This window comes from Staphylococcus sp. T93 (genome assembly GCF_016743875.1).
Lineage (GTDB): Bacteria > Bacillota > Bacilli > Staphylococcales > Staphylococcaceae > Staphylococcus > Staphylococcus aureus.
The window spans coordinates 1956099-1981545 of the sequence record NZ_CP068247.1 but is presented as its reverse complement, the minus strand read 5'-3'; the positions used below and the strand labels follow the sequence as shown (position 1 = coordinate 1981545).

19 protein-coding genes and 1 pseudogene are annotated in these 25447 nt (G+C 33.2%); 15 read left to right on the top strand and 5 right to left on the bottom strand.

Annotation, left to right across the window (positions count from 1 at the left end; translation table 11 throughout):
* Positions 1 to 14 precede the first annotated feature (14 nt).
* From JG553_RS09825 to JG553_RS09810, 4 genes are all read right to left on the bottom strand, one after another.
* Positions 15 to 1094, bottom strand: coding sequence for a YkvI family membrane protein (locus tag JG553_RS09825; RefSeq protein ID WP_001549787.1), 1080 nt, complete (start codon positions 1092 to 1094; stop codon positions 15 to 17).
* Between the two features lie 343 nt (positions 1095 to 1437).
* A complete protein-coding gene (locus JG553_RS09820) occupies positions 1438 to 3402 on the bottom strand; it encodes a fructose-1,6-bisphosphatase (protein WP_000192168.1) in 1965 nt (654 codons plus the stop codon).
* 372 nt (positions 3403 to 3774) lie between these two features.
* Positions 3775 to 4545 carry an ABC transporter permease gene (locus JG553_RS09815; protein WP_000536961.1) on the bottom strand — a complete coding sequence of 257 codons (771 nt, stop codon included), beginning with the start codon at positions 4543 to 4545 and terminating at the stop codon, positions 3775 to 3777.
* Between the two features lies 1 nt (position 4546).
* Positions 4547 to 5242 (bottom strand): ABC transporter ATP-binding protein, encoded by a 696-nt coding sequence (locus JG553_RS09810; protein ID WP_000382904.1) that lies wholly within the window; start codon positions 5240 to 5242, stop codon positions 4547 to 4549.
* A gap of 433 nt (positions 5243 to 5675) precedes the next feature.
* On the opposite strand from JG553_RS09810, the gene JG553_RS09805 reads away from it, so the two are divergent.
* The 3 genes from JG553_RS09805 to JG553_RS09795 are packed head-to-tail and all read left to right on the top strand — an operon-like array spanning position 5676 to position 7378.
* Positions 5676 to 6134, top strand: a complete 459-nt coding sequence (locus tag JG553_RS09805) for a MarR family winged helix-turn-helix transcriptional regulator (protein ID WP_001803115.1) — start codon at positions 5676 to 5678, stop codon at positions 6132 to 6134.
* Positions 6127 to 7290 carry an MFS transporter gene (locus JG553_RS09800; protein ID WP_000610884.1) on the top strand — a complete coding sequence of 388 codons (1164 nt, stop codon included), beginning with the start codon at positions 6127 to 6129 and terminating at the stop codon, positions 7288 to 7290. The genes JG553_RS09805 and JG553_RS09800 overlap by 8 nt, the downstream gene beginning before the upstream one ends.
* The gene (locus tag JG553_RS09795) at positions 7280 to 7378 is read left to right on the top strand and encodes a hypothetical protein (RefSeq protein WP_001791763.1); all 99 of its coding nucleotides are present in this window, start codon (positions 7280 to 7282) and stop codon (positions 7376 to 7378) included. The genes JG553_RS09800 and JG553_RS09795 overlap by 11 nt, the downstream gene beginning before the upstream one ends.
* An 8-nt stretch (positions 7379 to 7386) precedes the next feature.
* Here JG553_RS09795 and uptA read toward each other — a convergent pair whose 3' ends face one another.
* The gene (gene uptA, locus JG553_RS09790) at positions 7387 to 7998 is read right to left on the bottom strand and encodes an undecaprenyl phosphate transporter UptA (protein WP_000435044.1); all 612 of its coding nucleotides are present in this window, start codon (positions 7996 to 7998) and stop codon (positions 7387 to 7389) included.
* A gap of 546 nt (positions 7999 to 8544) precedes the next feature.
* On the opposite strand from uptA, the gene JG553_RS09785 reads away from it, so the two are divergent.
* The 12 genes and pseudogenes from JG553_RS09785 to fnbB all read left to right on the top strand — a co-directional run bounded on the left by JG553_RS09785 (position 8545) and on the right by fnbB (position 25444).
* A complete protein-coding gene (locus JG553_RS09785; RefSeq protein ID WP_000660709.1) occupies positions 8545 to 9822 on the top strand; it encodes a pyruvate MFS transporter in 1278 nt (425 codons plus the stop codon).
* Between the two features lie 477 nt (positions 9823 to 10299).
* On the top strand, positions 10300 to 12123 hold the full coding sequence (locus JG553_RS09780) for an FUSC family protein (protein WP_000586392.1): 1824 nt from the start codon (positions 10300 to 10302) through the stop codon (positions 12121 to 12123).
* A 138-nt stretch (positions 12124 to 12261) separates the two neighbouring features.
* Positions 12262 to 12678 carry a DUF2188 domain-containing protein gene (locus JG553_RS09775; RefSeq protein WP_001117054.1) on the top strand — a complete coding sequence of 139 codons (417 nt, stop codon included), beginning with the start codon at positions 12262 to 12264 and terminating at the stop codon, positions 12676 to 12678.
* Between the two features lie 230 nt (positions 12679 to 12908).
* Positions 12909 to 13601, top strand: coding sequence for a GTP pyrophosphokinase (locus JG553_RS09770; protein ID WP_000289136.1), 693 nt, complete (start codon positions 12909 to 12911; stop codon positions 13599 to 13601).
* Positions 13602 to 13765: 164 nt separating this feature from the next.
* Positions 13766 to 14530: a MerR family transcriptional regulator gene (locus tag JG553_RS09765; protein WP_000074007.1), complete on the top strand. Its 765-nt coding sequence runs from the start codon at positions 13766 to 13768 to the stop codon at positions 14528 to 14530.
* Positions 14531 to 14683: 153 nt separating this feature from the next.
* Positions 14684 to 15364, top strand: a complete 681-nt coding sequence (locus tag JG553_RS09760; RefSeq protein WP_000990133.1) for a GntR family transcriptional regulator — start codon at positions 14684 to 14686, stop codon at positions 15362 to 15364.
* A 23-nt stretch (positions 15365 to 15387) separates the two neighbouring features.
* The gene (gene gntK, locus JG553_RS09755; protein WP_000876663.1) at positions 15388 to 16941 is read left to right on the top strand and encodes a gluconokinase; all 1554 of its coding nucleotides are present in this window, start codon (positions 15388 to 15390) and stop codon (positions 16939 to 16941) included.
* Between the two features lie 116 nt (positions 16942 to 17057).
* Positions 17058 to 18416, top strand: coding sequence for a gluconate:H+ symporter (locus JG553_RS09750; protein WP_000481425.1), 1359 nt, complete (start codon positions 17058 to 17060; stop codon positions 18414 to 18416).
* A 382-nt stretch (positions 18417 to 18798) separates the two neighbouring features.
* Positions 18799 to 18900, top strand: a complete 102-nt coding sequence (locus JG553_RS09745) for a hypothetical protein (protein WP_001790696.1) — start codon at positions 18799 to 18801, stop codon at positions 18898 to 18900.
* Positions 18884 to 21940, top strand: coding sequence for a fibronectin-binding protein FnbA (gene fnbA / locus JG553_RS09740; RefSeq protein WP_000794582.1), 3057 nt, complete (start codon positions 18884 to 18886; stop codon positions 21938 to 21940). Before JG553_RS09745 ends, fnbA begins: the two co-directional genes overlap by 17 nt.
* 596 nt (positions 21941 to 22536) lie before the next feature.
* Positions 22537 to 22638, top strand: a pseudogene (locus JG553_RS13430) (hypothetical protein).
* Positions 22622 to 25444 carry a fibronectin-binding protein FnbB gene (fnbB, locus tag JG553_RS09735; RefSeq protein WP_000841422.1) on the top strand — a complete coding sequence of 941 codons (2823 nt, stop codon included), beginning with the start codon at positions 22622 to 22624 and terminating at the stop codon, positions 25442 to 25444. The pseudogene JG553_RS13430 and the gene fnbB overlap by 17 nt, the downstream one beginning before the upstream one ends.
* Positions 25445 to 25447: the final 3 nt, after the last annotated feature.

The window sequence follows — 25447 nt, the reverse complement described above, 5'->3', positions numbered from 1 at the left end:
ATAGTATAGATATTTTAATCGATATGAGATTTGCCGGTAATACGCTTAATTAAACCTTTATAGAGTACAGGTATGAGTAAGATGAAACCGAACAATCCCATAATAGGGAATACTTTTCCAATTAATGAAATGAAACCGATAAATGTACTAATATAAGTGATGACAGCCATTGTAATAATAATGATGAAGTAACGTCTGCTGAATGGAACGCTGAAACGTGACGCAAATGCATACATTAATCCAACAACAGTATTGTAGATGACAAGTATCATAATGACAGACATAATAATACCAATTGACGGAGACATTTGTGTCGCTAATTTTAATGTAGGTAGATCTACGTGTTTAATTTTATCGAATTGAGAAATTAAACCTAGATTAATCATCATGAGTAAAAATGTAATGATTAAACCGCCAATCAAGCCCCCGTATAACGTTGAGTCACGATATTTAACTTTACTACCCATCACTGATAAGAAGCTGAAGGCAGCAGCAATTTGCAAGCTTGCATAGTTAATCGCATCAAACCACCATCCAGGTGATAATGATTTCTGCTTATGAATCTGAGCATCATTATTAGCGGCAGTAAAATCAAGATGACTTGTTGTGAAATAGTAGACCGCAATCATAATGACAATCGCAATTAAAAATGGGGTAACACCGCCAAGCACAGCAATTAAACGATCGAATTTTAGAAACAGTGTTGCTAAAATAAAGGCGACTAATATGAGTGCGCTCAGCCAATACGGTAAGTTGAAACTTTGATGAATGGTTGACGCACCACCTGCAGTCATAATAATAGCTAAAGACAACATAAACATTGTTAAAATAATATCAAAACCTCTTGCAATAGAGGGGTATAAGAAATAGTTAATTGAATCAGAATGATTTCTGGACTTTAGATGATGACCTGTATGCATGACAACCATTCCACCTAAAGTAATCAATAGTCCTGTTACAATAATGCCTGAAATGCTATATGCGCCATGACTTGTGAAAAACTGGAAAATTTCTTGACCAGTAGCAAAGCCGGCACCAACGACAACACCAACAAAGGCAAATGCCACAATAATGGACTCTTTTAAGATACGCATGATTTAAAAATGTCCCTTCGTAATTTTAAGTAATATAGAAAATGTAACATACATGTTAATGAAAAATATAGTACTAATATAGTATTTTGTTAAATTGGAGTAGAAGCGAGGGTGTCGGTCATTTCATTAATTTATTAGTTGATTTTGCATTTTTTTGCTGTAAAGTTGTTATAATACAGTTAACAGGAATTAGCATAGATACACCAATCCCCTCACTACTCGCAATAGTGAGGGGATTTTTTTCGGTGTAGCTAGGTCGCCTATTTATCATCGTGTTTGCGTAGCCAATGCGTAAACACAGTACCACTAAATAAGTGCACGATACATGCATCAAATGTCGTCTTTAGTCTAAGTAACGATCATGCATTAACATTTTCAAAATATCTATTTGAGCTTGAAGATCTTTACCAATATTGGTATCACGAATCTTCTTACGTTGTAATTCTTTATCTACGACGCGCTTTATAGAAAGTTCATCGATACCTTCGGAAAGTATTTTTTCTTTAGCGTTAAATTGTTGGTGTGCAACGAGTTGCATACCGAATGAATTATACAATAGTGTATAGCCTGCAATGCCAGTTGTTGACTGATAAGCTTTTGAAAAGCCACCATCAATGACAAGCATCTTTCCATCAGCCTTGATAGGATCTTCGCCATTGATTTCTTTCACTGGTGTGTGACCATTAATAATGCGTCCTTCATCTGGATTTAATCCGAAATCACTGAGCATTTTACGAACCATATTCACATCTTCACGAAGATGATAGTACGGATTCTTTTCTTCTTTATGAGAAGCTTTATCTGCAATAAAGTATCGCTCAAACGTAGTCATGGCACGTTTACCAAATAGTGACGAATATTTCCCAGTCCATAAATACCAAACTAAATCCGTCGATAAGTCATCAGTATTTTCTTTTTCATCAAATGATTTACGGACATGATACTCAAACACATCTAATAATTCTTGGCCGCTGTAAGTATGACCATCAATTTCAAATGATTCCATCTCACCATTTTCATCAACTGGAATACAACCATGAATGAGTAAATTGCCATTATATGGTAAGTAAAGAGAGCCTTTACGCATCAAGAAAGACATATGACGACGTAATTTTTCAGATTGTTGGAATGACAATAATAGTTTATTCATGACTTCTTCTTCTTCAGGTAGTAATTCTGCTGGATTATCACGATTGACAGTTTGGAAACATGTGTCTTTCAATGGGTATGTATTACCATAAACTGTAATTTCATTTGTATCATAATTAACCTTTTCAAGCACAAGACGTTCTTCCATTTCGAAATTTGGACGACGTTTAATAATTGGTATTTCTAACTTGAATTGAATCATCGCAATAGCTTGATGAATTTTAGTAATTTGACTTTCTTCACGTTGAGTTAAACGTTCGTGTTTGTCAGGTCTTTTTTTAGGCTTAAAAGCAGGATTATCTGCGTCATAGTATTTTTCAGCTAAAGTAAGCAGTGGTCTTAAATTAATGCCATAAGCGTCTTCGATAATATCTAAATTATCATAACGTGCACAAATTCGAAGTAAGTTTGCTAAGCATACTTTTGACCCAGCATAGGCTCCAACCCAAAGCACATCATGATTACCCCATTGAATATCTAGGGAATGATAATTAATCAGTGTATCCATAATTTTATCTGGTTGTGGTCCACGATCATAAATATCACCGACAACGTGTAAATGATCGACGACTAAGCGTTGTACGGAATAAGCGAGTCCAATAATTAAATCATCTGCCTGTTTAAGTTCAATTACTTGGTTAACAAGTGTTTCGTAATATGATTTTTTATTTTGATATTCATTACTTTTATACAGTAGTTCCTCAATAATATAAACGTATTGTTTTGGCAATGCTTTACGCAGTTTTGAACGCGTATATTTTGAAGAACAATATTTAATTAACTCAATTAAATGTTCGATTGTTGTGATATACCAGACATTAAGTTGACCGCAATTTTGGAAATCACTTTTAATCAATTTTAATTTGTCTTCTGGATAGTAGACAAGAGCAGTTAAGTCATTAAGCTCCTTAGTTGAAAGTCTCTCTTTGAAAATATCATTGATTTTCGCTCGCACGTTCCCAGAACCGTTGCGTAATACGTGTTGGAAAGCTTCATATTCACCATGTAAATCGCTGACGAAATGTTCCGTACCTTTAGGTAATTCTAAAATTGATTCTAAATTGATAATTTCAGTTGCAAGTTTTTCTGGAGTATCAAAATTTTGGGATAGTAAATCTAAATACTTCTTTTTTAATTCTTTTTCAGTAATTTGAGTCATTACGTGTCACTCCTGTAGTATATTTCAAACGTTAGTTTATAAAATAAATGCGCTTACAATGATTATCAAGAAAACGTTAACATTTTTCAATAAGTATGCTTGAATTGATAAAAATAGAGGGCAGGATTTTGGTATTAGGAACCGTTGCAGTTTAGTTAAGTAAAAGTGGGGAAGTGATATATCTATTTTAAAAATGAGAGGAGGGATTTGTTATATTCACTAGTTTCCTAAAAAATTACGATATGTAAAATGTGGAATTTCCAAAATTTGGATGAAAAAATCCCCGCACCATTATTTGGGTGAAGGGATTTGAAAATGATTTTGAATTACGATGGAATATGTGTGTATTTAGACATTTAATACTTTAAGTTACTAAATATTTTTCTTCTTGAAAATAAATACTACAAGTATTAAGAAAATAGAAATATAAGCAATATTACCAATAAACAATTCATGAAGTTCTAATTTTGTCGACTTACTAAAGCCTTTTTCAACTGTTTGAAGCATAATATTCATCATATTAATAGGATTCCACTTTAGCCAGTCTATTTTTTCTAAAAGTGCCGTTTGAATAACTGCTAAAATAGAACTTGCAAAATAAAAAACAATACCTACAGCAATGGCTACTCCCGTTGAATTTGTTGCAGATGATAATAGCAACGTTAAGCTTAAAACTAACCAAACGCCAACAAATGTGCCTAAACTAACTAATAATAATTGATTCAATAAAGATAATTGATTACCGCTACTTTCAAATATATTTAAATCATTAAAGAATAAAGACCCAATAACAATTGAAGCAATAATTGTAATAACAAAATAAATTAAAGAAATAATAAATAATGTGATGATTTTGCTAACAATCATAGTTGTTCTTGAATATTCACGATAGAGTAAATTTTTAATCGTACCGTAATGAAATTCCATTGAAATGATTGTACTTGCTTGAATAATTAATAAAAATGCAAACCATGAAAAACCATTATAAGCAGATGTGAAAGATTCCTGTGGCGTAAAAATTTCATTGTATTTTGTAGCAATATAACCTTGAGCAACCATTAGTAGAATAAAGACAATAGGTGCGATAAAAGTTGATTTCTTTTTAAATAATTTGAAACATTCTTGTTTAATTAAAGTTCCCATTTTATGCTTGGTCCTCCCTTTCTATGATTTCTAGTAATACATTTTCTAAATCATTATCTTTAAATTGTTTAAGTTCTTCTTCCGATGTTTCTGTAACAATTTTACCTTTGTTAATAATAAGGATAGAGTTTGTGATTTTAACTAATTCACTTAAAATATGACTCGAAATTAAGAAAGTAACACCTTCTTGCGCTTTTTGGACAATCAATTCACGTACATCTCGCACAGCTTTTGGATCTAAGCCATTCATTGGTTCATCTAAGATAATGAATTGAGGTTTATTTAAAAATGCTATAGCAATTCCTAATTTTTGTTTCATACCAAGAGAATACGTTTTAGCTTTTTTATGAATGTATTCATCCATATGAAGTTGTGAGACAATTTTATCGATATCTTGAGTGTTTTTTGATTCATTCAATAACTTCAAGTTTTCATATCCAGACATAAAAGGATATATTCCTGGATTTTCAATCAATGCGCCGATATTGCTTTTGCTGTCCTTGCTGTTAATAACATTAAAATTCCCGCTTTGGAAACTAGAGTAACCTAATATAACTTTCATTAAAGTTGTTTTACCTGCACCATTCGCTCCAACGAGACCAACTATTTGTCCGCGTTTCAGCTTAAATGATACATCTTCGAGAATCGTTTTGTTGCCTATCTTCTTTGTTAAATGTTCTATTGTTAAAACATCCATATCACTATCTCCTTTGCTATTAAATAATCTGAATCTTAAGATTTTATATATAAAATTAATTTTATCACATAGCAAGTGTTATAAAAATATGGATTTAAAAAACTTTAATAATATAAAACATAAATATGAATACGAGTATTTTTGCAGCATGCAAATGGCATTGCTACATTTATTAAAATGCGCAATTTGTTATGAGTAACTTTTTTGGATAGTAGGCACATTAAAGTGTCGAAAACAATTTGTGTGGAAGACAGGGTAAATTCTGCTTATTTAAAATGATAGTTTGTATTATAGGTGGATTTGTGAAATGCGGAATAAATGGTGCATAACTAAGTAAATATATGTTAATTACAACAATATTTGACAAAAATGGGAGTGACAACAATAATATAGTTAACCGGTTAACTAATGAAGAGGAGGAATAATAGTGGATATGAAGAGAGAAGTTATTTTAAAATTACAACAATTTATTATAGAAAGAGAAAATGCCGATAAAAGAAGACAGTATAAAAAGGAAAATGAGGAACTAGATTTATCTCTAACACAATTTCATATCATAGAGTTGATTGATAATAATGATAAAGTGAATAATAAATTTTTGTCTGAAATGTTAAATGTATCAAAACCAGCAATTACTAAATCGATAAAAAAACTTTTAGCGAAAGACTTAGTAGTTGAATCGCACAATGAATTTAACAAAAGAGAAGTTAATTATTCATTAACACAAAAAGGAAAAAAATTATCTTATATACATGATGAATTACATGAAAAATCGGTAAAAAAATATGAAGAGGTACTTAAAGTCTTTGATGATGATGAAATGGCAGTTATTATAGAGTTTTTAAACCGTAGTATAGAAGAATTAAAAAAAGAAGATGGTTTAAATGATTAATAGTAATATCAGATTATATATTCTAGGATTTTTAGCATTTTTCGCATCATTGATTCAAAACATATACACGCCTATTATTCCGAGACTATATGACGATTTTCAAGTACCACTATTTTGGATAAATGCGACAGTTGGCGGTTTTATATTTATCGTTGCAGTTATGCAAATTGTACTTGGTAGAAGTATAGATTCTCGTGATTCGAAAAAAGTACTTTTAACGGGATTGGGAATAGTAATCATATCTAGCTTTATTTGTGCAGTGACACATAACTTTATATTATTTGCTATATCAAGGTTATTTCAAGCAATTGGTTGCGGAATTATTCCTCTCGTGACTTTAACTTTATTAGCCAAACTAAGTACAGATAATGGTAGAGCTCAAGCTATGGCGAACTATCAAATATTTTTATCATGTGCACCAGCTTTGGCACCAATCTTAGGGAGTACTTTAGGTGCAAGATGGGATTATATTGGTATTTTTAGTTTTTTGCTCGTTATATCTATCGTATTATTTTTGATTATCTTTTTTATTGATATTCCAAATGTTGAAAAAGGGATTGTAAAATTAACTGAAAAAATTGAAGAAAAATATTTGACCGATAAAGTGTTTATTACTTTAGTGACATTGGGATTTTTAATATTTTTTACGTACTTTTCAATATTAGTTTATTTACCAACATTATTAAATAATACCTATGATATAGGCGTTGGAATATCAGGAGTTTTGTTTTTACCTATTACTGTTAGTGTTATATTAGGAAGTTTATTTTATAAGCGATTTTCAAAAAAATATAATGAAATAATGATACTTCGTGTTACTATAACTGGATTTGCTATATTTACGTTATTGTTTGGATGGTTAAACGAATCAAATGTAATTATATTATCAGTAATTATATTTATATTAGGTACTTGTGTTGGTATTGTGCCAGCTTTGCTGTCTACTATAATTTCTAAAAGGTTTGAACATATAAAAGGGAAAGTGCTAGGTGTATTTAATTTTGTGAGATATATTGGAATGACTGTCGGTGCATTATTAATTGGTATCATTTCTCAGCCGTTGGTAGCCTTTTACTTCACAACTATAACTATCATGTTAATAGTAATATTTCTTTATATAAAGATAGTTGACTTTCAGCTAAAGTATGCCAAATAAACTTAAAAAAGCAGTGAATCATTTCAATAGATGGAATGATTCACTGCTTTTTGTTTATAGAAATTTAAAATTCATGCCTTTATGCTAACAACAATATTATTTTACTCTCTTACGTTTGCCAATGTAACGTATAGCAAAGTAAATGACTGCGATAATGATGACAACATACATAATACGTGAATATGTATGAAGACCAGTCATCAACATACCAAAGCTATCGCTCAAAGTGCGTCCTAGTAAAATTAAACCGAAATTCCAGATTGTAGTACCTATTAATGAAATAACGGTAAATGTCACAACATTCATGCGGTTTACACCAGCTGGAATGGTAATCAATACACGTAATACAGGTATGAAACGACAGATAAATACAGCCCATACGCCATACTTTTTAAACCAATCATTTGCTCGCTTTAAATCCTTACTTTTCAATTTAATCCACTTACCGTGTCGATCAATAAAACGATATAGACGTTCTTCTGAAATCAAACGGCAGATATAATATAAAATTAACAGCCCTATAAACGATGCGATAGTTGCAATAATAAATAAAGTTAAAATTGATAAATGTGATTTAACAGACATAAGACCAGCAAATGTCAGAATAATTTCCGATGGTACGATAGGTAGTACATTTTCTAATAAAATTAATATAAAAATGGCTGCATACCCAAAACGGCTAATAAATTCAGTGATAATTTGTTCCATTATTAAAAATAAGCTCCTTTAATTTTCAGCAATTGCAGACAAATAGAAACTGGATAAATTTAAATGAATAATTAATGATGTCGCATGCGATGTTGAAACAAACATTTGTCTTAAAATGTATTATAAGCAATAAATCAAAAAATTGCTTGCTATAAGAGCAAAAAGTCAATAAATGATCATCTAAACAACAGGCGCTGCACAATGAATGGTTAATGTAGTTATATGCAATTTAAAATGAATGTCGAATATGTAAGAAAGCCTGCAATATACGTTTTAAAACACTAGGATTGCAGTATTTTTAATTAACAAACGATAGGCTACTATGTAACTAAAAGTTCCTTTATATCGTTTTAATAGCAAAAGTTAAGCGGAATTTAATAAAATTTTTATAGATTCTATTGTAAACGCTTTCCATGTCTGATAATATTATAAAAAATAACTTTGGTACAATTTTGTGACAAAGTAGGGGTGGACATGCCAGATGTCCGAAAATTTTAACGTTTCAGGGTAAGTTTTAAAAAATTAATTAGGGAAGTAGGAATAGTTATGAAGGAAAAACGAACTAACGTAAGGTGGATGTTCGCGCTTGCGTTCTTCTTTATTGGGGTTATTGCGTATATGGATAGAGCAAACATTTCATATATCGCTAAGCAAATGATGGATGATTTAGGGATGACAAAACCACAATTTGGTTTATTGGCATCATTCTTCTCTCTAGGTTATGCATTAATGCAAGTACCATCGGGGATGTTGGCTGAAAAATTCGGTCCACGTAAGATGATTACAATTGCATTAGTTTGGTGGAGTGCATTTACAATCTTAACGGGTATGATTAAGAACCACGGTTTAATTTATTTAGTGAGATTCTTATTTGGTGTAGGTGAGGCGCCAATGTACCCTTCTAATGCTGTGTTTAATTCATTTTGGTTCTCTAAAAATGAAAAAGGTAGAGCATCAAGTGCATTATTAGCAGGATCATATTTCGGACCTGTATTAGCACCAATAGTTACAATTGCTATTGTTAACGCATTTAACTGGCAAGCAGTATTTTACATTTTTGGTGCAGTAGGTATTTTAATGGCTGTATTATGGGCGATTATTGCCAAAGACTTACCTGAGCAACATAGAATGGTTAATGAAGCGGAGAAACGTTTCATTATGGAAAATCGTGATATCGTAGCTACTGAAAAGTCATCACCACCATGGAATGATTTCTTTAAACGTTTTAGCTTCTATGCAATTGCAATTCAATACTTTGTTGTACAATTTATCATTACATTATTCTTAATTTGGTTACCGACGTATTTAACAGAAGTATTCCACGTTAACTTTAAAGAAATGAGCATTAGTTCATTACCTTGGTTATTAATGTTCTTCTTAATCTTATCAGCAGGTGCAATTTCTGACCGTGTATTAGGATTAGGTCGTTCAAAATTCGTAGCTAGAGGTGTAATTGCAATTGCAGGATTTATTGTGTTTGCAGTTTCAATTATCTTTGCTGTACGCACAGGAAATTTATATGTAAGTATTTTCTGGTTATCACTAGGTCTTGGTGGTATCGGTATTTCAATGGGTATGAGTTGGGCTGCAGCAACTGACTTAGGACGTAACTTCTCTGGTACAGTATCAGGGTGGATGAACTTATGGGGTAATATAGGTGCATTAATCAGTCCGCTATTAGCAGGTCTATTCGTAGAACATTTGGGTTGGACAATGACATTCCAATTGTTAATCGTTCCAGCAGTAATCGCTGTGATTATGTGGTTCTATGTGAAACCAGATCAACCTTTAATTGTTAGTGATGATAAAGCAATAGAAAAATAATTTAAACAAGCAGTAAGCTTTCACATAGTTGGGGCTTATTGCTTTTTTTGCGTTGAAATTGAAACTTTTTAAAACAGATATGGTTTAAGATGAAAATGAAGTTATTGAAATGATATATGTAAAGAAATAAGGTTTTAAAACATTAGTCAGGTAACGCTTGTAAAAGTACATATAAATTTTAACTAGCGCAAAGGTGGGCGACCAAAGGTTCAACGATGTTAAATAACATTAGAAATTAATTTTAATTGGACTTTAAAAGTTTTTAAATTTAGATAATTGAGCATAAGGTGTTATAATGACATATGTTGCGTAATTAAAATTTATAGCAACAAATTCATTTTAACTATGCTAATAAAAAGATTATGGAAATATTTTGACAAGGAAAGGAGAAGTCGAAATGACATCTTTTTGACATCACTCATAAAAATCAATCGACTTAACTTAGACTTTTATAAAGGTGTAAGACAGGGACTGTTAATGATTATTCCTGCAATAATCGGTTACTTATGTGGTAATTTCCAATTTGGATTATTAGTTGCAACCGGAACACTAGCCCATATTTATGTTTTTAAAGGTCCGTCGCGATCTAAGCTGCGAACTGTAATAATTTGTAATTTAGCGTTTGCAATATGTATGATGCTTGGTACGCTAACAGCCAAAACGCCACTCGTTTTTGGAATGACATTATTAATTGTTACGGTTATACCATTTTATATATTTACTGCCTTAAAAATAGCTGGACCGTCATCGACATTCTTCATTGTGACATTCAGTCTACCCATTAACTTACCTATAGCTCCCGAAGAAGCATTATATAGAGGCTTTGCGATTTTAGTAGGCGGTATACTTGCCACTATGATGGTGTTAATCACGATCGTATTTTCTAAAAACAAAGCTGAAGAACAAGCAATTCAAAATGATTTTAAACTCATATCTAAGTTGTTACACACTTATAATGATAAATCTGCTTTTTTACAAGTAGCAAAAACAGCGGTGGATAGTTTTAAAGCATCTGATAAATTATTAATCACTTCTACTTCAAGTAACGATAAATTAAGTAGACGTTTCCAAAAATTATTATTATTACACACATCTGCCCAAGGGATTTATTCTGAACTGTTAGAGTTGAACGCTAAACAAATTCGACCATTGCCAGATGAGTTAATTGAAATGATGGATCATATCATTGCACAACTAGATAATAGTGAGGAAAATGTAAGATATTGGCGAAAAGAAGTGACAGTAACAGAGGAATTTCAAAATTTATTCAACCATATATTGAAAATTGATGAAATGGTGCATGCAAATGAAGCGCGTATTGCGTATGAAGCAGACATGCGAAAACCTTTATATAGTAAACGCATTTATCAAAATTTAACATTAGACTCTATTGTTTTTAGAAATACATTGAGATATACAGCGATTATGATGATAGCGATATTTATTGCGTTAATGTTTGATTTTGAAAAAGCATACTGGATACCGTTATCTGCACATACAATATTACTAGGAACATCAACTATACATGCAATCGAGAGAGGTATGGCACGAGGTTTAGGTACTATTTTAGGTGTGTTAGTACTTTCAGTCATATTGTTGTTTTCAATACCAACACCTGTTGCAGTAATTTTAATGGGCATTGCAGCATTGTTTACTGAAGCATTGGTGGGAGCAAATTATGCGATTGCAGTAGTTTTTATTACAATACAAGTTATTTTAATGAACGGATTAGCATCACAGAATTTAACAATTAACATTGCGTTTCCAAGAGTTATTGACGTTGCAATGGGTATTGTGATTGCAATCATAGGTTTATTTGTCCTTGGACAACGTACCGCATCCGCATTGCTTCCTAATGTAATGGCTGAAGTTGTTCGTAAAGAAGCAACGCTCTTTCATTATTTATTTTCTGAAAATCAATATAAAGATGATGTGTATCAGAAAAACACGGCTATGAACCTATCTGTGAAATTAAATAACATGACGCAAGTTTATAATGCAGCTAATGGTGAATTATTTAGTGATAAGACATTGATTCAAAATTATTATCCTAGCTTATTCGCATTAGAAGAAATTAGCTTTATGTTAAATAGAGCCATGGCTAATGAAGATAGACTTACAATAAATGAACAATTAATGGGCGAGTATTTAGCAATATTTGAAAACATCGCTAAGCATTTCGAATTAAATACAGAATTAGAAATAAAGATATTACCAGATTTACCACAGTATAATTATATTCAATCAGCAATGATGAATATTCAACACAATGGTTTTCGTGAGAGAGACAAGAACGTTTAAAATTAAATATTTATCAGGTCAGACTAACGTTTGTCTGAAGTTATTATGACGGGAGTCTAAAAAATTGTGTTTAATATGTTTCATTTTATAATTATGGTGGTATATAACATGAATTATAACATATTGGAGGTTAAGGGAATGCCCTTTACAATGAAAGGTTACCCCGAAAAATGGAAAGAATTTGAAGTAATTAAACGGCAAAAAGCGATAGAAATTGCGAATGCAATGTTAAAAGAAGGATATCTTGAAAAAGATGTTGTTCCTATTGCGGCGAAAAAAGCGAAAGATTGGTATCGAGCGTTATCGAAAGAAGAAATCAAAGCATTAGAAGAAGAGAACTTCGTACAATTCCATACAGCAACAATGGAAAAAACAGAGGTGGATAGTGAATATGCAACAACTGATAATGAAGAACATATTCAAGAACAATCAAATCAAGATAAATCGTACTTTGATAGCGAATCAATTGGCAACCAAAGTGGTGGCGTTCGACAAAGAGAACCGCTTATGGATGGTCCACATCCAAAAGTTGTGGAATCATTTAAAGACGTATAACATCTCTATCAATTAAGCACTTGTACCTATATAACGGTAACAGGTGTTTTTTTGCGTTAAATCATTTTAAAATCACTTCCTGTAATTGAAGGTTTTGATACATAATTCGAATTGTTTGAGTTTCTTTGTGCTGTTTCAGTATCAGCCCAAAGTTCGATAGTGTATTAGTATTATCTTAATAAAATGTTAGGTACAATAAAGATGATTATATATCGGAGGTTAGTATAAAAATGTATGTAGATCGAAAACCATCACTATATTTAGAGGATTTGCGACATGATTTTAAAAATAGTTTAAGTAAATTTGAAAATGGTGATGAAGCATTTGATACGTTATTAGGTTTCGTAGAGTTAGATCATATTTATTCGTCAGCACTAAAGGAAATAAGCACTAAACTGAGTATTTTAGATGACAATTTCAATCACATTTATAAACACAATCCTATACATCATATGGAGCGACGTGTGAAAGAAATGCGTAGTTTAATAGAAAAGCTTAATCGTAAAGGATTACAGATTAGCGCAGAAACTGCCAAAGAACATATACTGGATATTGCCGGAATTCGCGTAGTATGTAATTACTTAGATGATATTTATTTGATTGAAGAGATGTTGCTTAAACAAGAAGACGTACAATTGATAAAACGTAAAGATTATATTCAGCACCCTAAAGAAAATGGTTACCGCAGTTTACATATCGTTGTATCTATTCCAGTCTTTTTAGCAGAACGCGTTGAGGTATTGCCTGTTGAAATTCAAATTAGAACGATAGGTATGGATATGTGGGCAAGTTTAGAACATAAAATACGTTATAAAAACAATGCAGAGACGGAAAAGTATCGAGATTTACTGAAAGAATGTGCGACAGAGATTACTGAAGTTGAAGATAAATTACAACAAATTCATTCTGAAATAACAGAGTAGATGTTTAGTAGGTGTGTTACTTAGTTTGAGTGAGTTTGTAAATCAACATGGTACGAAATCATAAAAATAAGACGCCTAGTATAATAAATTTCTTTAAAATGTGGAAATTGTACTTGCTCGTGACGTCGGGTCATCAACTATGGTAATTATAGGAGGTGGAATCTATGTCTAACTATTCGACTGGAGAACTCGCAAAATTATGCAATGTGACAACACGAACGATTCAATATTATGATCGCAAAGGTATTTTGAAACCACAAGGATTTACAGAAGGAAAGCGTCGTGTGTATACAGAACAACAGCGACAAACATTAGAGTTAATCTTATTGCTTAAAGATTTAGGTTGTGCGTTAAGCGATATAGATATGTTGCTAAAAGGTGAAGGTACTTTGAAGACGCTCAATACTTTACTAACTATGAAACAACAAGAAATTAACCAACAAGTTAAACAGCAACAAGCGGTATTAAACAAAATTAAAAATGTTCAATATTACGTAAATGAAGCGTCGACGTCTCCAATCACACACTTAAAAGACATAGAGCATGTCATGAGTAAATCAGCTGAAATGAAAAGTATTCGTCGTAACATTTGGATTAGTGCTGGTATTATAGGAATAATTCAATATTCTAGCATTATAAGTGCAATTTTGATGAAAAATAAATGGCCGTTTTTAATTGCTTTACCATTTATGATTGGTTATGGCATTGGTGTTACTTTTTATTACCAACAAAAGGTTGCCTATTTATGTCCTAACTGCCAGCATATATTCTCACCATCTTTGTGGGCAGTTATCAAAGCGAAACATACAGCGACAACACGTCGATTCGAATGTCCAAACTGTCATGAAACGCATTATTGCATTGAAGTACCTAAAGCGCATATGAGTACAGAACAATTAGAAATATCCCACATACAACATAACAATTAAATCATTCGTGTGATAGTGACCATTTCCTTTAAATTTAAATCGAAAAGGGGTGGTCACTATTTTAGTGCTCGTAAAGAAAGCGCTTGCAAACTCATAATAACTATATTAACATACTTGTATACAAGTATGTCGTGTAATGAAGGAGTGACTTTGATGATGTATGGATATCCAGAGAAATGGTTGGAAGGTATGACAACTGGAGAAGGTATCGCGGCAGAATTACGCTTAGGCATTGTGAATGGTCACATAGCTGAAGGTACGTTACTCACTGAAAATCAAATGGCAAAGCAATTTAATGTGAGTCGTTCGCCAATTCGAGATGCATTTAAATTATTGCAACAAAATCAACTCATCCAATTAGAAAGAATGGGTGCACATGTGTTGCCGTTTGGGGAACAAGAAAAGAAAGAAATGTATGATTTGCGACTGATGTTAGAGTCATTTGCATTTTCAAGAGTTAAAAATCAAGAGCGACTACCTATCGTAAAAGAAATGAAGAAACAACTTGAAATGATGAAAGTGGCAGTAAAATTTGAGGATGCAGAATCATTTACGAAGCATGACTTTGAATTTCATGAAACATTAATCAAAGCATCTAATCATCAATATTTAAACTCATTTTGGAGTCATTTAAAACCAGTAATGATGGCACTCGTTTTAACATCCATGCGACAACGTATGCAACAGAACCCGCAAGATTTTGAACGCATACATCATAATCATCAAGTGTTTATTGATGCAGTGGAACAATACGACAGTCAAATTTTGAAAGAAGCGTTTCATTTAAATTTCGACGATGTTGGTAAAGATATTGAAGGATTTTGGTTGAATTAAAATGAAAGAAAGAAGGATTTATCATGAAATATATGATTGGTGTCGACATTGGAACGACGAGTACCAAGTCAGTCTTATATGATGAAAATGGAACTTTTATCATGAAACATCAAATAGGCTATGATTTACACACACCAAACGTTGATGTCTCAGAAGAAAACCCAGATGAATTATTTGATGCAGTACTAATGACTATTAAATATGTTATGAGAGAATCCAAAGTTAATAAAGACGACATTAAGTTTGTGTCATTTAGTGCGCAAATGCATAGCTTGATTGCGATGGATCAGCAACATCAAAGATTAACAAATAATATTACTTGGGCAGATAACCGCGCTGCAAAATATGCAACAGTAATAAATGAAGTGCATGATGGCAATGCGATTTACCAGCGAACAGGCACACCGATTCATCCTATGTCGCCATTAGCGAAGATTTTTTGGATGAAACATGAATGGCAAGATGTATTTCAACGTACTGCTAAGTTTGCAGATATTAAAACATACATTTTCTATCATTTATTTGATACATATATCATTGATTATTCAATGGCTTCCGCAACAGGGATGTTTAATTTAGAAACATTAGATTGGGATGTTGAGGCATTAGAACTGCTGGGTATTTCCAAGGAAATGTTGCCGGAATTAGTTCCAACAACGTATGTGATGAAAGGTATGAAAGAACGTTATGCAACATTAATGGGGCTTAATAAAGATACACCGTTTGTTATTGGTGCGAGTGATGGGGTCCTTTCTAATTTAGGTGTCAATAGTGTTGGTAAAGGAGAAGTTGCTGTCACAATCGGTACATCTGGGGCGATTCGTACTGTGATAGATAAACCGCGTACTGATTACAAAGGTAGAATATTTTGTTATGTCTTAACAGAGGACCACTACGTCATCGGAGGTCCTGTAAATAATGGTGGTGTCGTATTGAGATGGTTGCGCGACGAGTTGCTAGCGAGTGAAGTCGAAACTGCGAAACGTCTCGGTGTTGATCCTTATGATGTCTTAACTCAAATTGCAAAGCGTGTTAAACCAGGTGCAGATGGTTTAATATTCCATCCCTATTTAGCAGGAGAACGTGCGCCGCTTTGGAACGCAAATGCAAGAGGTTCATTCTTCGGTTTAACTTTATCTCATAAAAAAGAACATATGATTCGCGCTGCATTAGAAGGTGTTCTTTACAATTTGTATACCGTCTATCTTGCGCTTATTGAAGTAATGAATGAAACACCTAAGATGATAAAAGCAACAGGTGGTTTTGCGAAAAGTGAAGTATGGCGTCAAATGATGTCAGATATATTTGACACAGAGTTAGTGGTTCCTGAAAGTTATGAAAGTTCATGCTTAGGTGCCTGCGTGCTCGGACTTAAAGCTGTAGGTGACATTGAAGATTTTTCAATCGTTTCATCGATGGTCGGTGCCACAAACAATCATACGCCGATTGAAGAAAATGTCACTGTTTACCAAGAGATCGTATCCATTTTTATCAATTTAAGTCGTTCTTTAACAGAGAATTATGAACAAATTGCAGATTTTCAACGCCAACATATCGCTGAAAATAAAACACAATAAATACGTCACTCAAGCATCTTAGATAAAGTTGTTGTGCCATGACTACTATATATTATGTGGAATACGTGCGCGACGACGGTGTTACATTCTATTGAAAAGAGAAAGAGGGGAATGTCATGTTTAACGAAATATGGCCGTTAATCAGTGTTGTTTTAGGTATCGTTATTTTATTAGTATTAATTATTGGGTTTAAATTAAATACATTTATTTCATTAATTATCACATCGATGATTACAGCGTTAATGCTAGGTATACCATTGACTAAAATTATGGAGACGATTGAGAAAGGAATGGGCAGTACGCTCGGCCACATTGCACTGATATTCGGTTTAGGTGCCATACTTGGGAAATTGCTTGCTGATGGTGGTGGTGCAACTCGAATCGCAGACACGTTGATTCAAAAATTTGGTCAAAAACATGTACAATGGGCAATGCTTGTTGCAGCATTTATCGTCGGTATTGCATTGTTCTTTGAAGTAGGTTTAGTCTTACTGATTCCATTAGTATTTACAGTAGCAAAACGCGCAAATGTTTCAGTGTTAAAACTAGGACTACCTATGGTAACAGCTTTATCAGTGACACATGGCTTTTTACCACCACATCCAGGACCGGTAGTCATCGCAAAAGAATTAAAGGCAAATGTTGGAGATGTATTACTGTATGGTATGATTATTGCCATTCCAGTTACACTCATTGCAGGGCCTATATTTAACAAAGTTGCACAAAAAATGATTCCGTCTGCGTATACACGAGAAGGCGATATTTCAGCGTTAGGTGCACAAAAAGAATTTACGGATCAAGAGATGCCAGGATTTGGTATGAGTTTATTAACAGCAACATTACCAGTCATATTAATGTTAGTGTCTACGATAACGCAACTTGTAACTGGGCATGACAAACCTACAAATCTATTTGAATCTATCATTTATATGATAGGAACAGCAGGGACAGCCATGCTAATAGCAGTATTATTTGCAATCGTTACGATGGGATTAATGAGAAAGCGTAAGATGAATCATATTATGGAATCAGTGACGAATGCGATTTATCCAATCGGAATGATGTTATTGATTATTGGCGGTGGCGGTACATTTAAACAAGTATTAATTGACGGCGGTGTCGGAAATACAATTGCTAAAATGTTTGAAGGTACAGAGATGTCTCCGATTTTACTAGCATGGATTGTTGCAGCTGTGCTACGTATCGCATTAGGTTCGGCTACAGTAGCTGCGATTTCAACTACAGGTATTGTCTTACCATTATTACAATCATCAGATGTAAATGTTGCATTAGTTGTACTTGCGATAGGTGCAGGTAGTGTGATTTTGTCTCATGTAAATGACGCAGGATTTTGGATGTTTAAAGAATATTTTGGTTTAACTGTAAAAGAAACATTCTTAACATGGTCATTATTAGAAACGATTATTTCCGTTTCAGGTATCATCTTCATTTTATTCATTAGCTTATTTGTTTAACTAAATATTAAGTAAACGTGTTTTTAGGTAATTGCAATATATTGCCTTGAAACACGTTTATTTTTATGCAGAAAATCGTCTGAAATACTCAGAATCCGAACGATATAAAAAGTATATTGGGTATTTTAGAGTAATGAAAGGCGTTTCAAGACATGTTTTTGTGCGTATTGTACAGGCGATAATTATGAAACGTTTAGTATATTGTTTTAAATTAGATAATGATGAATTTAATTTAAAAAATAAGTATAAAAAATACAAGCCTTGTGTGACAAGGGTTTCTGATGACTTGAATACAATTTATAGGTATATTTCAAATAATAAAATTATCAATTAACATAAAATTAATGACAATCTTAACTTTTCATTAACTCGCTTTTTTGTATTGCTTTTAAAAACCGAACAATATAGACTTGCATTTATTAAGTTTAAAAAATTAATGAATTTTGCATTTAAAGGGAGATATTATAGTGAAAAACAATCTTAGGTACGGCATTAGAAAACATAAATTGGGAGCAGCATCAGTATTCTTAGGAACAATGATCGTTGTTGGGATGGGACAAGACAAAGAAGCTGCAGCATCAGAACAAAAGACAACTACAGTAGAAGAAAATGGGAATTCAGCTACTGATAATAAAACAAGTGAAACACAAACAACTGCAACTAACGTTAATCATATAGAAGAAACTCAATCATATAACGCAACAGTAACAGAACAACCGTCAAACGCAACACAAGTAACAACTGAAGAAGCACCAAAAGCAGTACAAGCACCACAAACTGCACAACCAGCAAATATAGAAACAGTTAAAGAAGAGGTAGTTAAGGAAGAAGCGAAACCTCAAGTTAAGGAAACAACACAATCTCAAGACAATAGCGGAGATCAAAGACAAGTAGATTTAACACCTAAAAAGGCTACACAAAATCAAGTCGCAGAAACACAAGTTGAAGTGGCACAGCCAAGAACGGCATCAGAAAGTAAGCCACGTGTGACAAGATCAGCAGATGTAGCGGAAGCTAAGGAAGCTAGTAACGCGAAAGTGGAAACGGGTACAGATGTAACAAGTAAAGTTACAGTAGAAATTGGTTCTATTGAGGGGCATAACAATACAAATAAAGTAGAACCTCATGCAGGACAACGAGCGGTACTAAAATATAAGTTGAAATTTGAGAATGGTTTACATCAAGGTGACTACTTTGACTTTACTTTATCAAATAATGTAAATACGCATGGCGTATCAACTGCTAGAAAAGTACCAGAAATTAAAAATGGTTCAGTCGTAATGGCGACAGGTGAAGTTTTAGAAGGTGGAAAGATTAGATATACATTTACAAATGATATTGAAGATAAGGTTGATGTAACGGCTGAACTAGAAATTAATTTATTTATTGATCCTAAAACTGTACAAACTAATGGAAATCAAACTATAACTTCAACACTAAATGAAGAACAAACTTCAAAGGAATTAGATGTTAAATATAAAGATGGTATTGGGAATTATTATGCCAATTTAAATGGATCGATTGAGACATTTAATAAAGCGAATAATAGATTTTCGCATGTTGCATTTATTAAACCTAATAATGGTAAAACGACAAGTGTGACTGTTACTGGAACTTTAATGAAAGGTAGTAATCAGAATGGAAATCAACCAAAAGTTAGGATATTTGAATACTTGGGTAATAATGAAGACATAGCGAAGAGTGTATATGCAAATACGACAGATACTTCTAAATTTAAAGAAGTCACAAGTAATATGAGTGGGAATTTGAATTTACAAAATAATGGAAGCTATTCATTGAATATAGAAAATCTAGATAAAACTTATGTTGTTCACTATGATGGAGAGTATTTAAATGGTACTGATGAAGTTGATTTTAGAACACAAATGGTAGGACATCCAGAGCAACTTTATAAGTATTATTATGATAGAGGATATACCTTAACTTGGGATAATGGTTTAGTTTTATACAGTAATAAAGCGAACGGAAATGAGAAAAATGGTCCGATTATTCAAAATAATAAATTTGAATATAAAGAAGATACAATTAAAGAAACTCTTACAGGTCAATATGATAAGAATTTAGTAACTACTGTTGAAGAGGAATATGATTCATCAACTCTTGACATTGATTACCACACAGCTATAGATGGTGGAGGTGGATATGTTGATGGATACATTGAAACAATAGAAGAAACGGATTCATCAGCTATTGATATCGATTACCATACTGCTGTGGATAGCGAAGCAGGTCACGTTGGAGGATACACTGAGTCCTCTGAGGAATCAAATCCAATTGACTTTGAAGAATCTACACATGAAAATTCAAAACATCACGCTGATGTTGTTGAATATGAAGAAGATACAAACCCAGGTGGTGGTCAGGTTACTACTGAGTCTAACTTAGTTGAATTTGACGAAGAGTCTACAAAAGGTATTGTAACTGGCGCAGTGAGCGATCATACAACAGTTGAAGATACGAAAGAATATACAACTGAAAGTAATCTGATTGAATTAGTGGATGAATTACCTGAAGAGCATGGTCAAGCACAAGGACCAGTCGAGGAAATTACTAAAAACAATCATCATATTTCTCATTCTGGTTTAGGAACTGAAAATGGTCACGGGAATTATGACGTGATTGAAGAAATCGAAGAAAATAGCCACGTTGATATTAAGAGTGAATTAGGTTATGAAGGTGGCCAAAATAGCGGTAACCAGTCATTCGAGGAAGACACAGAAGAAGACAAACCTAAATATGAACAAGGTGGCAATATCGTAGATATCGATTTTGATAGTGTACCTCAAATTCATGGTCAAAATAAAGGTAATCAGTCATTCGAGGAAGATACAGAAAAAGACAAACCTAAGTATGAACATGGCGGTAACATCATTGATATCGACTTCGACAGTGTGCCACATATTCACGGATTCAATAAGCACACTGAAATTATTGAAGAAGATACAAATAAAGATAAACCAAGTTATCAATTCGGTGGACACAATAGTGTTGACTTTGAAGAAGATACACTTCCAAAAGTAAGCGGCCAAAATGAAGGTCAACAAACGATTGAAGAAGATACAACACCTCCAATCGTGCCACCAACGCCACCGACACCAGAAGTACCAAGTGAGCCGGAAACACCAACGCCACCAACACCAGAAGTACCAAGTGAGCCGGAAACACCAACACCACCGACACCAGAAGTGCCGAGTGAGCCAGAAACTCCAACACCGCCAACACCAGAGGTACCAGCTGAACCTGGTAAACCAGTACCACCTGCCAAAGAAGAACCTAAAAAGCCTTCTAAACCAGTGGAACAAGGTAAAGTAGTAACACCTGTTATTGAAATCAATGAAAAGGTTAAAGCAGTGGCACCAACTAAAAAACCACAATCTAAGAAATCTGAACTACCTGAAACAGGTGGAGAAGAATCAACAAACAAAGGTATGTTGTTCGGCGGATTATTCAGCATTCTAGGTTTAGCATTATTACGCAGAAATAAAAAGAATCACAAAGCATAATTAAACAAAAATTGACGGGTTTATTTCATAAATTATATGAAGTAAGCCTGTTTTTTTATATTAAATCAAATTTCTAATAGAAAATTAGAGTGTTTTCTGATTGCTTCATTGGTTTATGTCTGATGATTGATAACGAACTGAGAGATAAAGTTAGAATTTTAAACTAGTTTGTGAGTACAAATTAGATTGGATCAATAAGACAAATTTGATAAATGCAATTATTAACTAGATGCAAATTTAGTTAAATTTAAAATGTCGGCTTGAAATACGGCTGTTTTTGTATAAATAATCATTAAAATCAAACAAAAACCGAACGATATAAAAATTATAGTGACGTTATTAATACAATGAAAGGCGTTTCAGTGACTTGTTAATGATGCATTGTACAGGCGATTATTATGTATGGTTTAGTATATTGTTTTAAATTAGATGAATTTGAATTTAATTTAAAAAGTAAGTATAAAAAATACAAGCCTGTTATATCAAGGTGTTCAAGAGCTTTGTATGCAATATATATGTGAGTTTCAAATAATAAAAAACTCATTATACATAAAGTTAACAACAATCTTAACTTTTTATTAACTCGCTTTTTTTCATTGCTTTTAAAAACCGAACAATATAGAATTGCATTTATTGAGTTTTAAAAATAAATGAATTTTGCATTTAAGGGAGAATATTATAGTGAAAAGCAATCTTAGATACGGCATAAGAAAACACAAATTGGGAGCGGCCTCAGTATTCTTAGGAACAATGATCGTTGTTGGAATGGGACAAGAAAAAGAAGCTGCAGCATCGGAACAAAACAATACTACAGTAGAGGAAAGTGGGAGTTCAGCTACTGAAAGTAAAGCAAGCGAAACACAAACAACTACAAATAACGTTAATACAATAGATGAAACACAATCATACAGCGCGACATCAACTGAGCAACCATCACAATCAACACAAGTAACAACAGAAGAAGCACCGAAAACTGTGCAAGCACCAAAAGTAGAAACTTCGCGAGTTGATTTGCCATCGGAAAAAGTTGCTGATAAGGAAACTACAGGAACTCAAGTTGACATAGCTCAACCAAGTAACGTCTCAGAAATTAAACCAAGAATGAAAAGATCAACTGACGTTACAGCAGTTGCAGAGAAAGAAGTAGTGGAAGAAACTAAAGCGACAGGTACAGATGTAACAAATAAAGTGGAAGTAGAAGAAGGTAGTGAAATTGTAGGACATAAACAAGATACGAATGTTGTAAATCCTCATAACGCAGAAAGAGTAACCTTGAAATATAAATGGAAATTTGGAGAAGGAATTAAGGCGGGAGATTATTTTGATTTCACATTAAGCGATAATGTTGAAACTCATGGTATCTCAACACTGCGTAAAGTTCCGGAGATAAAAAGTACAGATGGTCAAGTTATGGCGACAGGAGAAATAATTGGAGAAAGAAAAGTTAGATATACGTTTAAAGAATATGTACAAGAAAAGAAAGATTTAACTGCTGAATTATCTTTAAATCTATTTATTGATCCTACAACAGTGACGCAAAAAGGTAACCAAAATGTTGAAGTTAAATTGGGTGAGACTACGGTTAGCAAAATATTTAATATTCAATATTTAGGTGGAGTTAGAGATAATTGGGGAGTAACAGCTAATGGTCGAATTGATACTTTAAATAAAGTAGATGGGAAATTTAGTCATTTTGCGTACATGAAACCTAACAACCAGTCGTTAAGCTCTGTGACAGTAACTGGTCAAGTAACTAAAGGAAATAAACCAGGGGTTAATAATCCAACAGTTAAGGTATATAAACACATTGGTTCAGACGATTTAGCTGAAAGCGTATATGCAAAGCTTGATGATGTCAGCAAATTTGAAGATGTGACTGATAATATGAGTTTAGATTTTGATACTAATGGTGGTTATTCTTTAAACTTTAATAATTTAGACCAAAGTAAAAATTATGTAATAAAATATGAAGGGTATTATGATTCAAATGCTAGCAACTTAGAATTTCAAACACACCTTTTTGGATATTATAACTATTATTATACAAGTAATTTAACTTGGAAAAATGGCGTTGCATTTTACTCTAATAACGCTCAAGGCGACGGCAAAGATAAACTAAAGGAACCTATTATAGAACATAGTACTCCTATCGAACTTGAATTTAAATCAGAGCCGCCAGTGGAGAAGCATGAATTGACTGGTACAATCGAAGAAAGTAATGATTCTAAGCCAATTGATTTTGAATATCATACAGCTGTTGAAGGTGCAGAAGGTCATGCAGAAGGTACCATTGAAACTGAAGAAGATTCTATTCATGTAGACTTTGAAGAATCGACACATGAAAATTCAAAACATCATGCTGATGTTGTTGAATATGAAGAAGATACAAACCCAGGTGGTGGTCAGGTTACTACTGAGTCTAACCTAGTTGAATTTGACGAAGATTCTACAAAAGGTATTGTAACTGGTGCTGTTAGCGATCATACAACAATTGAAGATACGAAAGAATATACGACTGAAAGTAATCTGATTGAACTAGTAGATGAACTACCTGAAGAACATGGTCAAGCGCAAGGACCAATCGAGGAAATTACTGAAAACAATCATCATATTTCTCATTCTGGTTTAGGAACTGAAAATGGTCACGGTAATTATGGCGTGATTGAAGAAATCGAAGAAAATAGCCACGTGGATATTAAGAGTGAATTAGGTTACGAAGGTGGCCAAAATAGCGGTAATCAGTCATTTGAGGAAGACACAGAAGAAGATAAACCGAAATATGAACAAGGTGGCAATATCGTAGATATCGATTTCGATAGTGTACCTCAAATTCATGGTCAAAATAATGGTAACCAATCATTCGAAGAAGATACAGAGAAAGACAAACCTAAGTATGAACAAGGTGGTAATATCATTGATATCGACTTCGACAGTGTGCCACATATTCACGGATTCAATAAGCACACTGAAATTATTGAAGAAGATACAAATAAAGATAAACCAAATTATCAATTCGGTGGACACAATAGTGTTGACTTTGAAGAAGATACACTTCCACAAGTAAGTGGTCATAATGAAGGTCAACAAACGATTGAAGAAGATACAACACCTCCAATCGTGCCACCAACGCCACCGACACCAGAAGTACCAAGCGAGCCGGAAACACCAACACCACCGACACCAGAAGTACCAAGCGAGCCGGAAACACCAACACCGCCAACGCCAGAGGTACCAACTGAACCTGGTAAACCAATACCACCTGCTAAAGAAGAACCTAAAAAACCTTCTAAACCAGTGGAACAAGGTAAAGTAGTAACACCTGTTATTGAAATCAATGAAAAGGTTAAAGCAGTGGTACCAACTAAAAAAGCACAATCTAAGAAATCTGAACTACCTGAAACAGGTGGAGAAGAATCAACAAACAACGGCATGTTGTTCGGCGGATTATTTAGCATTTTAGGTTTAGCGTTATTACGCAGAAATAAAAAGAATCACAAAGCATAATCA

Excerpts from the sequence above, each read along its gene's own strand:
- JG553_RS09825 (WP_001549787.1), bottom strand. The coding sequence starts at position 1,094 with ATGCGTATCTTAAAAGAGTCCATTATTGTGGCATTTGCCTTTGTTGGT.
- JG553_RS09820 (WP_000192168.1), bottom strand. The coding sequence starts at position 3,402 with ATGACTCAAATTACTGAAAAAGAATTAAAAAAGAAGTATTTAGATTTA.
- JG553_RS09815 (WP_000536961.1), bottom strand. The coding sequence starts at position 4,545 with ATGGGAACTTTAATTAAACAAGAATGTTTCAAATTATTTAAAAAGAAA.
- JG553_RS09810 (WP_000382904.1), bottom strand. The coding sequence starts at position 5,242 with ATGGATGTTTTAACAATAGAACATTTAACAAAGAAGATAGGCAACAAA.
- JG553_RS09805 (WP_001803115.1), top strand. The coding sequence starts at position 5,676 with ATGAAGAGAGAAGTTATTTTAAAATTACAACAATTTATTATAGAAAGA.
- JG553_RS09800 (WP_000610884.1), top strand. The coding sequence starts at position 6,127 with ATGATTAATAGTAATATCAGATTATATATTCTAGGATTTTTAGCATTT.
- JG553_RS09795 (WP_001791763.1), top strand. The coding sequence starts at position 7,280 with ATGCCAAATAAACTTAAAAAAGCAGTGAATCATTTCAATAGATGGAAT.
- uptA (WP_000435044.1), bottom strand. The coding sequence starts at position 7,998 with ATGGAACAAATTATCACTGAATTTATTAGCCGTTTTGGGTATGCAGCC.
- JG553_RS09785 (WP_000660709.1), top strand. The coding sequence starts at position 8,545 with ATGAAGGAAAAACGAACTAACGTAAGGTGGATGTTCGCGCTTGCGTTC.
- JG553_RS09780 (WP_000586392.1), top strand. The coding sequence starts at position 10,300 with ATGATTATTCCTGCAATAATCGGTTACTTATGTGGTAATTTCCAATTT.
- JG553_RS09775 (WP_001117054.1), top strand. The coding sequence starts at position 12,262 with ATGCCCTTTACAATGAAAGGTTACCCCGAAAAATGGAAAGAATTTGAA.
- JG553_RS09770 (WP_000289136.1), top strand. The coding sequence starts at position 12,909 with ATGTATGTAGATCGAAAACCATCACTATATTTAGAGGATTTGCGACAT.
- JG553_RS09765 (WP_000074007.1), top strand. The coding sequence starts at position 13,766 with ATGTCTAACTATTCGACTGGAGAACTCGCAAAATTATGCAATGTGACA.
- JG553_RS09760 (WP_000990133.1), top strand. The coding sequence starts at position 14,684 with ATGATGTATGGATATCCAGAGAAATGGTTGGAAGGTATGACAACTGGA.
- gntK (WP_000876663.1), top strand. The coding sequence starts at position 15,388 with ATGAAATATATGATTGGTGTCGACATTGGAACGACGAGTACCAAGTCA.
- JG553_RS09750 (WP_000481425.1), top strand. The coding sequence starts at position 17,058 with ATGTTTAACGAAATATGGCCGTTAATCAGTGTTGTTTTAGGTATCGTT.